Here is a 13,050-nt window from a genome sequence, read left to right as displayed (position 1 = left end):
CCCTCGCATTCGGACGCAAGGATTAAGTATATGTCCAATTCGGCTGCATACGTCACTTCGGCACAGCAAGCGCCATCGAATCACAAGGAGTCGATGGCGCCCATAAACTGAATCGCCTATTTATTGAGCATCAAGTTGAGCCTGGCGCTCCCGGTCACGCCTGAGCAACGGCGCCAAAAACTTGCCCGTATAACTCTGCGGACAGTCCGCAACCTGCTCCGGTGTACCCGAAACCACGACGGTTCCGCCGCCGTTACCGCCCTCGGGACCCATATCGATCAGGCGGTCGGCAACCTTGATGACATCAAGGTTGTGTTCAATCACCAGCACCGTGTTGCCCGCATCGACCAAGCGCTGCAGTACATCGAGCAGCTGGCGGACGTCCTCAAAATGAAGGCCGGTCGTCGGCTCGTCCAAAATATAGAACGTCTTGCCCGTCTGGCGTCGATGAAGCTCCTTGGCGAGCTTCACACGCTGCGCCTCGCCGCCCGAAAGCGTCGTGGCGGGCTGGCCCAGGCTCACGTAGCCCAAGCCTACATCGTACAGCGTCTGGAGCTTGCGCTTAATCTGCGGGATATTCCCAAAGAAGGCCAGCGCCTCGGTAACGCTCATGTCGAGCACGTCCGAGATGGTCTTGCCACGATAGGTGACCTCGAGTGTCTCGCGGTTGTAGCGTTTACCGCCGCAAACTTCGCAGGGAACGTAGATATCGGGAAGGAAGTGCATCTCGATCTTGATCTGTCCGTCGCCCTTGCACGCCTCACAGCGCCCGCCACTCACATTAAAGGAGAAACGACCTGGCGAGTAGCCGCGCGCCTTCGACTCCGGCGTACTCGCAAACAGTGCGCGAAGATCATCCCACAGGCCGATATAAGTAGCAGGGTTGGAACGCGGCGTGCGGCCAATCGGCGACTGGTCGATATCAATAACCTTATCGACACACTCGATGCCCTCGATTTTTTTATACGGACCCACAGGGCGCGTCGAACGGTGAATAGCATTCGTAAGGGCAGGCGCAATGGTGTCGGTAACCAGGGAGCTCTTGCCCGATCCCGACACGCCGGTAACAACCGTAAGCGTACCAAACTCGATCTTGGCGGTAACGTTTTTGAGGTTGTTGGCTCGAGCGCCCGTAATTTTAAGGCAGCCACGACCGGGCTTGCGCCGTTCATCAGGCACCCGGATCATTCGTTTGCCGGTCAGATAAGCGCCCGTCATCGACTCAGGACAAGCCATGATATCGGCAGGCGTTCCCGCCGCGACTACGTGTCCGCCGTTGACGCCGGCGCCGGGCCCCATGTCGATCACGTAGTCGGCGGCACGGATTGTATCCTCGTCGTGTTCGACGACGATAACGGTATTGCCGATATCGCGCAGGCGCTCGAGCGTCTTAATCAGGCGCTCGTTGTCACGCTGATGAAGACCGATCGAGGGCTCATCCAGAATATAGAGCACGCCCATGAGACCCGCGCCGATCTGCGTTGCCAGGCGAATACGCTGCGCCTCGCCACCAGAAAGCGTCGCCGAGGCACGATCGAGCGTCAGATAGTCGAGTCCAACATCGACCAGAAAACGCAAGCGCTCCAGGATTTCCTTGACGATGCGCCCGCCGATAAACTGTTGGCGCTCGGTGAGCTCCAGGCCCTCAAAAAACTCGAGCGACTCACGGCACGACAGGCAACAAACCTCGTAAATGGACTTGCCGCCCACGGTGACGGCGAGCATCTCAGGGCGCAAACGAGCGCCGTGGCAGCTCGAGCACGGTTCCTCGCGAATGTACTTCTCCAAGCGCGCCTTGGTGTTCTCGTTCGTCGTCTCGGTATAGCGTTCGTACAGAATGTTGCGAACGCCCGAAAACTTGGTATCCCACTGGCTGCGACGTCCGTCGAGCTTTTGGTAGTCGACCGAGATCTTCGTATCGCCCAGGCCATCCAAGAATGCACGACGCACGCGAGGGGGCAAGTCCTCCCACGGCGTATCGGTGCTCACCTTAAAGTGTTTGCAGACCGCAGCAAAAATCTGCGGATAGTAGTTCGAATTGCCGAACAGGCTACCAAAGACTCCGTCGGCAATGGACTTCGAGGGGTCCTCGATCAGCGCCTCGGCATCAACGGTTTTCTTAAAGCCCAGGCCGTCGCACTCAGGACATGCGCCATAGGGAGCGTTGAACGAAAAATCACGCGGCTGAAGATCGTCAATGGAGTGACCATGCTCCGGGCACGCCAAGGCCAACGAATACTCCAGCAGCTCGCCCTCGGTCCCCTCGGGAGCATCACGATTGGGCAGCATGTACACGTTTACATTGCCGTGAGCCAGCGCGGTCGCCTGCTCAACAGACTCGGCGATACGGCCCAGAGAGTTCTCACGGATCACGATGCGATCGACCACGACCTCGATATCGTGCTTGAACTTCTTGTCCAGATCGATCGGATCGTCGAGCGAGCGCACTTCACCGTCGACACGCACGCGGCTAAAGCCCTCGGCGCGAAGGTCCTCAAACAGTTTGGTGTACTCGCCTTTTCGCCCGCGCACCACCGGTGCCAGCACAAACGCGCGGCGGCCCTCCCCCGCCGCCAAGACCTTGTCGGCAACCTGGTCGGTCGTCTGACGCTCAATGACGCGGCCGCATTCGGGGCAGTGCGGGGTGCCCACACGGGCGAACAGCAGGCGCAGATAGTCATAAATCTCGGTTACGGTGCCAACCGTCGAGCGAGGGTTTTTAGACGTCGTCTTTTGGTCAATCGACACCGCCGGCGAAAGGCCGTCGATTGAATCCAAGTCGGGTTTGTCCATCTGGCCCAAGAACTGGCGCGCATAGCTCGAAAGGCTCTCAACGTATCGACGCTGGCCCTCGGCATAGATAGTGTCAAATGCCAGCGAACTCTTGCCCGAGCCAGAAAGACCGGTAATGACCACGAGTTGGTCACGCGGAATGGAAACATCGATATCACGGAGGTTGTGCTCACGAGCGCCGCGAATAACGATAGAAGAATCAGACATGGAAGCTCCTTGCCTCCTATTGCATCGAATCATACTGTCGATGAGTTTAGCGCACTCGACGCGCACAGATGTTCGTAATACAAGATTCGCAGACCTTTAGCTTTGCGTATCGGGCGCTTTGTTTCTCGAAATGCCGTGGAAAGGTTACAGTAATCTAATACTGGACTTAATTTGCCGTAACAGAGGAACGTCCATGACCGAAGATATCCCCCTTGAAATCACTTCGAGTGACATGGCCAATCTGCCCATATTCATCGCCATCCTTATCGTGGCCACCGTCGTCGTGCGCGTGTATTTTTCAATCAAACACAATGAAAAGCCACCCATTGCCCGCGTCTTTTGGTGCGCGACGCTCCTCATCCCGCTCGGCATGGTAGCTGCATGGATTACGAATCAATTGCTCGTAAATGAGGACAGTTCCCTATGGGTCCTTTCTTATTCGGCGCTCGGTGCTGCCGCCGTCATACTTCTTGTCGAGCCCTTGGTTTCGGGACTTATCGACCAAACCGATCTTGCGACGGGAACGGTTGCCTGTATTTGCCGTGACATCCTTGTCATCGCCGCTGTTTCAGCGCTCTCGTTCGTTTCACTCGAAATTGCCTGCAACGAAACGTTCTATCGCATTCCCGCCAACTCATTCGGGTTTTCCGTCGGGCTGCTCGCGACGGTTCTGCTCTCCCTTTATTTGCTGGGACAGCGTCATGGAGGCGTCATGGCCCTCGTGCCCGTCGCCTGTTGCATCCTTGGCATTGCCGAGCACTTCGTCATAACGTTTAAAGGCGAGGCCATCCTGCCAAGCGATATCTTGGCCCTTGGCACCGCAATGGAAGTGAGCGAGGGATACGAGTTTACCTTTACCGCCGGAATCGTAACCTCTCTAGCCCTGCTGGAGATTTCCCTGGGGCTTCTTTCGCTTATCCGACCGAGAAAGCTCCGTACGCCCACCCATGTCTTCCCCGCAATCGCCGCTAACCTCTGCGCTTTTCTGCTAGTGACCGTTGTGGGGCTCTCGGGCTTTTCCAGCATCGACTTGGAGCAGGCGCTGAATTTTGGATTTGACCGTTGGCAGCCCATCACCACGTATGCGTCTCAGGGTTTTATCACTTCGTTCACCGAAATGGTCAACGAGTTGCCCATTGAGAAGCCCGAAGACTATACGCCCGATGAGGCGCAGAGCATCGAGCAGGAGCTCGCCGCCACCTACGACAGCACGTATGGCTCGAGCGAGCAGCGCGCGGCGGCTGTTGCCCAGTTCAATGAAATCAAGCCGACGATTGTTGCCGTCATGAATGAGAGTTTTAGCGACCTTTCGTGCTTTGAGCAGCTCCAGGCGGCCGGGTACACCGGCCCCGCATTCTACAACTCGCTTCCCGACACACTTGTTCGCGGCACCATGCTCGCTTCGGTCGCCGGTGGCGGAACGGCGAACTCCGAATTCGAATTTTTGACCGGAGCGACAACGGCCTTTGTCGGATTAGGCAAAATCCCCTATCAGCTGTATCAGATGAATGGCGTCAACAGCCTGGCAAAGGACCTTAAAGAGCTTGGGTATACCGCTACCGCTATGCACCCGCAAAACCCCGTCAACTACCATCGAGATAAAATCTATCAGCAGCTGGGCTTTGGAGACTTTCTTTCAATCGGCGATTTCGAAGGTGCGCCCTGTTACCATGCCGGCGTATGCGACTACGCCACCTACGACAAGATACTCGACCTGCTTAGAACCGACGAAGCCCCGCAGTTCATCTTTGACGTCACGATGCAAAATCACGGCGGCTACGACTATGGCACCGTTCCCGCCGAAGAGTTGACAAACTATTGGGTCGAGGGAGCCAGCGAGGGCGCCAATAGCGCGCTCAATACCTATCTTACTTGCATCAACGCATCCGACCGGGACCTCGAGTACTTTATCAACGAGCTCCGCAATATCGGCAGACCGGTTGTCCTTGTCTTTTTTGGCGACCATCAGCCGAGCGCCGCAACGGCTCTCAACGACGAGCTGTACCCTCAGGAAGATACGGCAAGCCACGCTTTCCGTATCTATCAGTCGACATATTTTGTCTGGGCTAACTATGAAATCGCCGGCAATACCGAGCTCAACGTCTACGACACCGTCGGGGCAAACGAGGTTGCAGCCATTACCCTTAATAAGATCGGCGCCCCGCTCACCGACTATCAAAAGGCTCTGCTTGCAACAAGGTCAGATGTGCCCACCATCAATGTCGCCGGCTACCTTGGTGCCGACGGGCTGCGCTACGACTTGGAATCTGAAGACAGCCCATACGCCTCGACGATCGACAAGCTGCAGCGCATGCAATACCTCGAGTTCGCCAGCAAAGTTCAGTAAGCCCGCCCATTCGCTTGGACCCATCGTATTGCAAGCACGCTCGGCCCAAATGCATCGTAAATGACTCCCGCTCGCAAACGAGGGTACAATGACGCTCGTGTCACATCACGGGGCCCCGGCCCCAACATATACAAAGGAGTCATACATGGGTTGCGAGCACGCACAGGCCGCCGGCGGACAAACGTCGCCGTCGCAATTTGAGGAGAATACGCTGTCCGAGGTCAAACGCGTCATCGCCGTGCTTTCCGGCAAGGGCGGTGTCGGCAAGTCGTTTGTCACCGGTGCCATCGCCACCGAGCTTGCCCGTCACGGCCACAAGGTCGGCGTCCTCGATGCCGACATCACCGGTCCCTCTATCCCCAAGATGTTCGGTATGAGCGGACGCCACGTCCATGCCCTTGGCAACCTCATGCTGCCTGAAATCTCCGAGCACGGCGTCAAGGTCATGAGCTCCAACCTGCTGCTCCAAAACGAGACCGACCCCGTCCTTTGGCGCGGTCCGGTCATCGCAGGCGCCATTAGGCAGTTCTGGAGCGAGACCTCGTGGGGCCCCATCGACTACCTGCTGGTCGACATGCCTCCGGGAACAGGCGACGTCGCGCTCACCGTCTTCCAGTCACTGCCCGTCGACGGCATCGTTATCGTCACGAGCCCGCAGGATCTGGTCTCGATGATCGTCGCCAAGGCGGTCAACATGGCCGAGAAGATGAACGTCCCCATTCTGGGCATCGTCGAGAACATGAGCTATATTGAGTGCCCCGACTGCGGCAAGAAGATCGAGGTCTTTGGCAAGAGCAAGCTCCCCGAGGTCGCAGAGCGCTATAACCTCGACATCTTGGGCACGCTTCCCATCAATCCGTCACTCGCCGAGGCCTGCGATAAGGGCGAGGTCGAGACCGCGCTGCCCGATGGCATGTTGCCCAAGGCAGTCTCTGCCGTCGAGGCTATTACCCCGCACGAGACCGACGAGGCCTAAGTGAACACGAGCGCCTTCTATGACGTCCTGGTAATCGGCGGCGGGGCTTCAGGCCTCGCCGCCGCCATTATGGCCGCACGTGCTGGCAAAAGCGTCTGCATCGTTGAGCGCGATGTCGCCTGCGGCCTTAAGCTCCTTGCGACCGGCAACGGCCGCTGCAACCTCTCCAACGAATCGATTGATCCTCAGCGGTATAACCACCCCGCATTCGTCGAATCTGTCATGGGCCCCCAACCCGAACAAGAGCTTATGGGTTTCTTCTCCTCGCTGGGCATCATGACAACCTCCGAGGAAGGCCGACTGTACCCGCGCTCCCTTCGCGCCGAATCGGTGCGCGACGCGCTTCTCAACGTTTGCGACCGCCTAGGTATCACCTTAATCTGCGGAGCCAACGTTGCCTCGGCGCACAAAGCTTCCGAAGGCTGGACACTCCAAATAGACCGTCCAGCGCGGGCACTCAAGGCAAAAAAGCACGACGACCGAAAATCGGAGCTCCGCTCGCTTCGGAAAGCGCTCGCCGATGTCCCTCGCAAGAACGAGGCCCTGCAGGCACATACCGTAATTATCGCCACGGGTGGCAACCCCACCGGTATCGCCGATACGTTTCGCCTCCCCCTCACTTCGCTGCGCCCCATCCTCTGCCCCGTATCGGCAACGGTCGTCGGCGATCGGGCGGCACTCAAGACGTTGGATGGCCTGCGCGTCCGCGCCCGCTTGACGCTCGCCCGCAATCATAATGAGCTCTGGCACGAAGACGGTGAAGTCCTGTTTCGAACCTTCGGTATCTCGGGCGTCGCTGTCTTCAACCTCTCCCGTCGTATCCAGCACGGCGATACGATCTTGCTCGACGTTTTCCCCGACCTCTCCAAAGACGAGCTGCTCGATATGCTCAACCGGCGCGTTGAGCTGCTCGGCTGCTTTTCGCCCCGCGATCCCCGTTGGCTCGACGGCATGCTCGCCCCGCAACTCTCCCGCGTCGTCTGCACAGCGTTCGAGCAGTGCCATCCAGGCTCCAACGATGTCATCCACCTGGTCTCGATCCTCAAGCACTTTAAGTTGCTCGTCGAGGGAACAGCCGAGGAGCGCTCGGCGCAGGTCACGCGTGGTGGCATATCTGTCGAGAGCATCTCAACACCCAGCCTACGCGCGCGCAGCGTTGTCGACGCCCCGCTTTACGTCTGCGGCGAAGCGCTCGACATCGACGCCGATTGCGGAGGCTTTAACCTTGCGTGGGCATGGCTCTCGGGCATTCGCGCTGCAAGCAGCCTGTAGCCGCGCAGTCTATAATCAAAAACGCATTCGGGCCGTCTGGGATACCGGACGGCCTCTTTCTTGCCTCTAAGGAGACCTCGATGATCGAAATCACCCAAGTCAACGTGTCGCTCGATGAAGCCGGCGATGAAAATACCTGCCTCATTGTTGGCAAGCGAGTCGCCAAGCGCATCCTACGTTGCAAGGACTCCGAGATCAAGTCCATCGAACTCCACCGCAAGTCAATCGACGCTCGCAAAAAACGAGACGTCCATTTTATCCTGAGCTTTCGTGTTGAGCTGACTAGTCCCCACCTCGAGCGAGAAGCGGTCGACAGCGTTGCCGAGCGTGACCGCTCGCGCGTACGCGCGATAGAAGACGATGAGCCTTCATTCCCCTCCCCCGTCTCCGACGCACCTCAAGAACGCCCTGTCGTTGTCGGCGCCGGATGCGCCGGCCTTTTCGCTGCGCTCACGCTCGCCAAAGCAGGTCTTAAGCCCTTGCTTATCGAGCGCGGCGACCCGGCATTTCGCCGCTCGCAGGCGATCGACCTCTTTCTAAAGGAGCGCATCCTCGACCCCGAGAGCAATATTCAGTTTGGTCTGGGCGGCGCGGGGACCTTCTCGGACGGCAAGCTCAATACGGGAACAAAAAATCCCGCCCATCGCCTTATCCTCGAAACCTTCGTCGAGGCGGGTGCGCCCCGCGATATTCTGTGGGATGCCAAGCCGCACATTGGCTCCGACATCCTTCCCAAGGTTGTCACCGCTATATCCCAGCGCATCGAGCAGCTCGGAGGTGTCGTCCGTTATCGAACGAAGCTCGTCGACATTCGCATCGACGCGTCTGGCGCCATCACCGGTATTGATGTCCAATCGTCCCAAGACGCCGCTTACGAGCCAATCGAGACAAAGCACCTCATCCTCGCCTGCGGGCATTCTGCTCGCGATATTTTTGAGCTCCTTAAGGACCACAACGTGGCCCTCGCACAAAAGACCTTTGCCATGGGCGTTCGCATCGAGCATCCGCAACGCGACATCGACAGAGCCCAATATGGAGCCTCGGCGGGACATCCAGCGCTCGGGGCGGCCCCCTACAAACTTGTTGCCCATCTTCCCAACGGCCGCAGCGTGTTCTCGTTTTGCATGTGCCCCGGCGGACAGGTTGTTGCCGCCTCTTCAGAACCGTGCCATCTGTGCGTCAACGGGGCCAGTCTCAATGCCCGCGACGGACGCAACGCAAATGCCGCCCTGCTCGTTAACGTCACGCCTGAGGACCTTCCCAACGATGACCCGCTCGCCGGCATCGAGCTCCAGCGTGCCTGCGAGGCGGCCGCCTATCGCCTGGGCGGTTCCAACTGGAACGCACCGGCACAACTCGTCGGAGATTTCCTCGCAGGACGCGCCAGCAAGGCGCCCGGAAAGGTAAAGCCCACCTATCCGCTCGGTGTGACCTGGACGGCAATTGACGAAGCCCTACCGCAGCATATCGTCGAGTCGCTCCGCCTGGGACTTCCCCTACTCGGAAAAAAGCTACGAGGCTACGACCGTCCCGATGCCGTTCTTACCGGCGTGGAGACTCGTTCGAGCTCACCGGTCACTGTTACCCGAGACCGAACGTGCCATGCCGTGTCGACCCCGGGCCTCTACCCTTGTGGTGAGGGAGCTGGATATGCCGGCGGCATCATGAGCGCGGCCACCGACGGCATCCGTTGTGCTGAAGCCCTGATCGCAGACCTCTAACGCACAAATTCCAGCGCGCAAAAGACATAGGCCCCGAGCTCCACAGAGAACTCGGGGCCTGTTCGCTATTTCTTAAACCGTGCACCCTGGCGTTTTCTGCCCGATGCGAACGTGGAACCCTTGCGGGCCTGCGAGCGTAAGCGCTCGATCGTCTCGTCCTCAGACGCACCCTCGAGCATCGCCCGAATCTGAACGACGGCATCGCGCAGGCGCGCCGCCTCCTCAAAGTCCATAGCGGCAGAAGCGTTACGCATATCCTCTTCCATGGTTTCGACGATCCGCACAAGCTCGTCATGCGGCAGTTCTTCCAACTGCTCCGCAAGTGTCTGCTCGGGCGCCACCGTTTCCGGCACACCGCCCTCGCCCGACTCATCGGGCGTATAGAATGCGCCATGGCCAAGAGAGTCGCCCTTCGAGCGTCCCTTGGAGCCCACGGTTTTTTCGGCCTCGGCAATAAAACTTGAGATGTCGTTGATGGCCTTGCGCACTGTCTTGGGCACAATGCCATGTTCTTCGTTATATGCCATCTGAATCTCACGACGGCGCTGCGTCTCCTCGATGGCCTCTTTCATCGAATCGGTCACAACGTCTGCATACATGATGACTTCGCCATCGGCGTTACGGGCCGCACGGCCAATCGTCTGAATCAGCGAACGGCGGTTGCGCAAGAAGCCTTCCTTATCGGCATCGAGAATTGCCACCAGTGAGACCTCGGGGAGATCCAAGCCCTCGCGAAGCAGGTTGATGCCAACGAGAACATCGATCTTGCCTTCGCGCAGCGTTCGCAGGATCTCGACACGGTCCATTGTCGCCGTATCAGAGTGCATGTAGTTGACCTTAATGCCGGCATCAAGCAGATGGTCGGTCAGGTCCTCGGCCATGCGCTTGGTGAGCGTGGTCACCAGCACGCGCTCCTTGCGGGCCACGCGCTCGCGAATCTCGTCCTCAAGATCGTCAATCTGGCCTCGGACAGGACGAACGTCGATCTTGGGATCAAGCAGGCCGGTCGGACGAATGATCTGCTCAACGTCGTTTTGACTCACGCGCAACTCATAGTCGCCCGGCGTAGCCGAGACGTAGATGAACTGGGGAATCCTCGCCTCAAACTCATCGAAACGAAGCGGGCGGTTATCGAGCGCCGAGGGCAGGCGAAAACCGTGTTCCACCAGCGTAACCTTACGTGAGCGGTCACCTTCGTGCATGCCGCGAATCTGCGGCACCGTCACATGGCTCTCATCGATGATGCAGAGCATATCCTTGGGAAAGTAATCGATTAGGGTAAACGGCGGCTCGCCCGGTTTGCGACCGTCCAGATGACGCGAGTAGTTCTCGATGCCGTTGCAAAAGCCCATCGTCTCGAGCATCTCAAGATCATAATCGGTGCGCTGCTGCAGACGCTGCGCCTCGAGCAACTTGTCGGTCGCCTTGAGCTCTGCGACGCGCTTCTCGCACTCTTCGCTGATCGATTTCAGAGCCGCCTTGACCTTCGGCTTCTCGGTCACGTAGTGCGATGCCGGCCATACGGGGATGGCCTCGTACTCACGAAGCATCTCACCGGTGACCTCATCGATCTCGGCAATCAACTCGACCTCGTCGCCAAAAAACTCAAACCGCAACGGATGCTCGGCATAAGGCGGATACACGTCGACAACATCGCCGCGCACGCGGAACGTGCCGCGTGCCAGGTCATAGTCATTACGATCATATTGAATGTCGATAAGTGCATGGATAAAGTCATCGCGCTCGAGCGGCACCTTCTTGTCGACGTTTGGAGCTAGGCCCGCATAGTCCTCTGGAGAGCCAATGCCATAGATACACGAGACCGATGCAACGACGATCACATCGCGTCGAGAGAGCAGCGAGGCGGTCGCCTGATGGCGCAGCATCTCGACTTCTTCGTTGATCGAAGAATCCTTTTCGATATAGGTGTCGCTTTGCGGCACATACGCCTCGGGCTGATAGTAATCGTAATACGATACGAAATAGACTACGGAGTTATTGGGGAAAAACTCCTTGAGCTCGCTCGCGAGCTGAGCGGCAAGCGTTTTATTGGGAGCCATGACAAGCGTCGGCTTACCCAAGGCCTCAATAGTTTTAGCCATCGTAAAGGTCTTACCCGAACCAGTCACGCCCAGCAAAACTTGGTATCGATCTCCGTCCCTCACGCCTTGCACAAGCGACTCAATAGCCTTGGGCTGGGATCCAGCCGGCTCATAGGGAGAAACGACTTCAAACGGCACCTCAGAGCCCTCAACGCCAAAACGTTTGAGCTCTCCTCCAACACGCTCAACTTCAAATTCCGCCATGGATACTCCTAACTCATATATCTGCAGTATACGCAGGCGGCAGGCATAGTCCTATACGAACCGATCGGGATAGAGGGTCTTGTAGCGAACCCAGGCATTATTGACACGAATCAGATACGCCTGCGTCTCGGGAAAGGTGATTGCATTATGAAGCGACGTGCTCTGCTGCGCCCATCCGTCGACATTGCCCATGCCGGCGTTATAGGCGGCAATGGCACTGTCAGTCGACCCGTTAAAATACGTTAGAAGATACGAAAGATACGCACAGCCAAACTCGATGTTCGTAGCGGGATCGTTAAGGTCGCCGGCTGAATACTCGCTGCCATCGACAAGACCCTTGGCAATCATATCCTGGGCAGTCTCGGGCATCAGCTGCATCAATCCCTGTGCGCCTTGATTCGACTCAGCCTCGGGATCCCAATTCGATTCCGACTTTATGACAGCACACACTAGATACGGATCAAGATTGTGCGAAATGCTCGATTGCTTTACGTACGCCTCGTAGTCAATTGGATACAAAGGCTTAAAGAAGGCGGCAGGGGCATACGAGTAGACGAGCGAAATAAGGCCGAAAACAAACATAACGGCAAGTGGCGCCACGCGATACCACGTAAAGAAACGTGTCTTAGGCATCGGTCTCCTCCCTATCCGCTACATCCCCGAAGCCATGACGCGCAAGCCATGCGTCCAGTTGTTCAAAGAGCGAGTTATCGCCTGCCGCATTGTCAATCACAGTTGTAGCGAGATTGCACAGCGCAGACTCTTCGGGCTGGCAAGCAGAACGGGCATCGAAATCAGATGGCTCCATGCCACGTTGAATAGCGCGCTCGCGACGAACTGACAAAGGGGCGCTGATGACCAAAATTTCATCAGCCAAGCCAAATGCATCCTCAAAACCAGTCGGAGCAGAAACCTCGACCACCGCAAAGGGATAACGGGGAGACGAAACCGTACAACAAACCGGATCGAGAATCCTAAGCGAAAGCTGTTCAATGAGAACGGGATGCACAATGCCATTGAGCCGTGCGACCGAATCAGGAGAAGCAAAAGCTCGAGAAGCGAGGATGTTGCGGCGAATGCCGCCATCCTCATCCAAAATGTCCCAACCGAATTCATCCGCGAGAGCATTGACGATATCAGAGCCCGGCACATACAGCGATTTTGCAAGCTCATCCAGATCGATTAGCATAGCGCCACGAGATTCGAAATAGCGGCAGGCAGTCGACTTACCCGAAGCAATATTGCCCAAGACAAATACGGTAAACATCAAGCCCTCCCTAACGCCAATGCGAGTAATTATCGCTCAAATACACTAGAAGGACTCAAAATACAGCCAAACAGTAAGAGCGCATACGGGGGAACTAGGTCCCAAAGTACAACGTGTATATAACGCAAAAAAGGAGGAGGCCGCGAGGCCTCCCCCTTCTC

The 13,050-nt window shown here is 57.5% G+C and carries 8 protein-coding genes; 4 read left to right on the top strand and 4 right to left on the bottom strand.

Annotated elements, in window-relative coordinates; translation table 11 throughout:
- Nucleotides 1-120: 120 nt before the first annotated feature.
- A complete protein-coding gene (uvrA, locus tag PGW49_RS07590; protein WP_270226142.1) occupies nt 121-3,000 on the bottom strand; it encodes an excinuclease ABC subunit UvrA in 2,880 nt (959 codons plus the stop codon).
- A 193-nt stretch (nt 3,001-3,193) separates the two neighbouring features.
- On the opposite strand from uvrA, the gene PGW49_RS07585 reads away from it, so the two are divergent.
- From PGW49_RS07585 to PGW49_RS07570, 4 genes are all read left to right on the top strand, one after another.
- Nucleotides 3,194-5,347 carry an LTA synthase family protein gene (locus PGW49_RS07585; RefSeq protein WP_270226140.1) on the top strand — a complete coding sequence of 718 codons (2,154 nt, stop codon included), beginning with the start codon at nt 3,194-3,196 and terminating at the stop codon, nt 5,345-5,347.
- Nucleotides 5,348-5,492: 145 nt separating this feature from the next.
- Nucleotides 5,493-6,323: an Mrp/NBP35 family ATP-binding protein gene (locus PGW49_RS07580; protein WP_055310500.1), complete on the top strand. Its 831-nt coding sequence runs from the start codon at nt 5,493-5,495 to the stop codon at nt 6,321-6,323.
- On the top strand, nt 6,324-7,595 hold the full coding sequence (locus tag PGW49_RS07575) for an FAD-dependent oxidoreductase (protein WP_270226139.1): 1,272 nt from the start codon (nt 6,324-6,326) through the stop codon (nt 7,593-7,595).
- An 80-nt stretch (nt 7,596-7,675) separates the two neighbouring features.
- Nucleotides 7,676-9,316: an NAD(P)/FAD-dependent oxidoreductase gene (locus PGW49_RS07570; RefSeq protein ID WP_215693429.1), complete on the top strand. Its 1,641-nt coding sequence runs from the start codon at nt 7,676-7,678 to the stop codon at nt 9,314-9,316.
- Nucleotides 9,317-9,381: 65 nt separating this feature from the next.
- Here the strand turns inward: PGW49_RS07570 and uvrB are convergent, their stop codons facing one another.
- From uvrB to coaE, 3 genes are read right to left on the bottom strand one after another with little or no spacing between them, the layout of a single operon-like run.
- A complete protein-coding gene (uvrB, locus tag PGW49_RS07565; protein WP_270226138.1) occupies nt 9,382-11,622 on the bottom strand; it encodes an excinuclease ABC subunit UvrB in 2,241 nt (746 codons plus the stop codon).
- Between the two features lie 51 nt (nt 11,623-11,673).
- Nucleotides 11,674-12,255 carry a lytic transglycosylase domain-containing protein gene (locus PGW49_RS07560; RefSeq protein ID WP_270226137.1) on the bottom strand — a complete coding sequence of 194 codons (582 nt, stop codon included), beginning with the start codon at nt 12,253-12,255 and terminating at the stop codon, nt 11,674-11,676.
- Nucleotides 12,248-12,889 (bottom strand): dephospho-CoA kinase, encoded by a 642-nt coding sequence (gene coaE, locus PGW49_RS07555; protein ID WP_270226136.1) that lies wholly within the window; start codon nt 12,887-12,889, stop codon nt 12,248-12,250. Before coaE ends, PGW49_RS07560 begins: the two co-directional genes overlap by 8 nt.
- Nucleotides 12,890-13,050 lie beyond the last annotated feature (161 nt).

Source organism: Collinsella aerofaciens, from assembly GCF_027679495.1.
Taxonomy (GTDB): domain Bacteria; phylum Actinomycetota; class Coriobacteriia; order Coriobacteriales; family Coriobacteriaceae; genus Collinsella; species Collinsella aerofaciens_AK.
This window is presented reverse-complemented; position numbering and strand designations above follow the sequence as displayed.

Excerpts from the sequence above, each read along its gene's own strand:
- uvrA (WP_270226142.1), bottom strand. The coding sequence starts at position 3,000 with ATGTCTGATTCTTCTATCGTTATTCGCGGCGCTCGTGAGCACAACCTC.
- PGW49_RS07585 (WP_270226140.1), top strand. The coding sequence starts at position 3,194 with ATGACCGAAGATATCCCCCTTGAAATCACTTCGAGTGACATGGCCAAT.
- PGW49_RS07580 (WP_055310500.1), top strand. The coding sequence starts at position 5,493 with ATGGGTTGCGAGCACGCACAGGCCGCCGGCGGACAAACGTCGCCGTCG.
- PGW49_RS07570 (WP_215693429.1), top strand. The coding sequence starts at position 7,676 with ATGATCGAAATCACCCAAGTCAACGTGTCGCTCGATGAAGCCGGCGAT.
- uvrB (WP_270226138.1), bottom strand. The coding sequence starts at position 11,622 with ATGGCGGAATTTGAAGTTGAGCGTGTTGGAGGAGAGCTCAAACGTTTT.
- PGW49_RS07560 (WP_270226137.1), bottom strand. The coding sequence starts at position 12,255 with ATGCCTAAGACACGTTTCTTTACGTGGTATCGCGTGGCGCCACTTGCC.
- coaE (WP_270226136.1), bottom strand. The coding sequence starts at position 12,889 with ATGTTTACCGTATTTGTCTTGGGCAATATTGCTTCGGGTAAGTCGACT.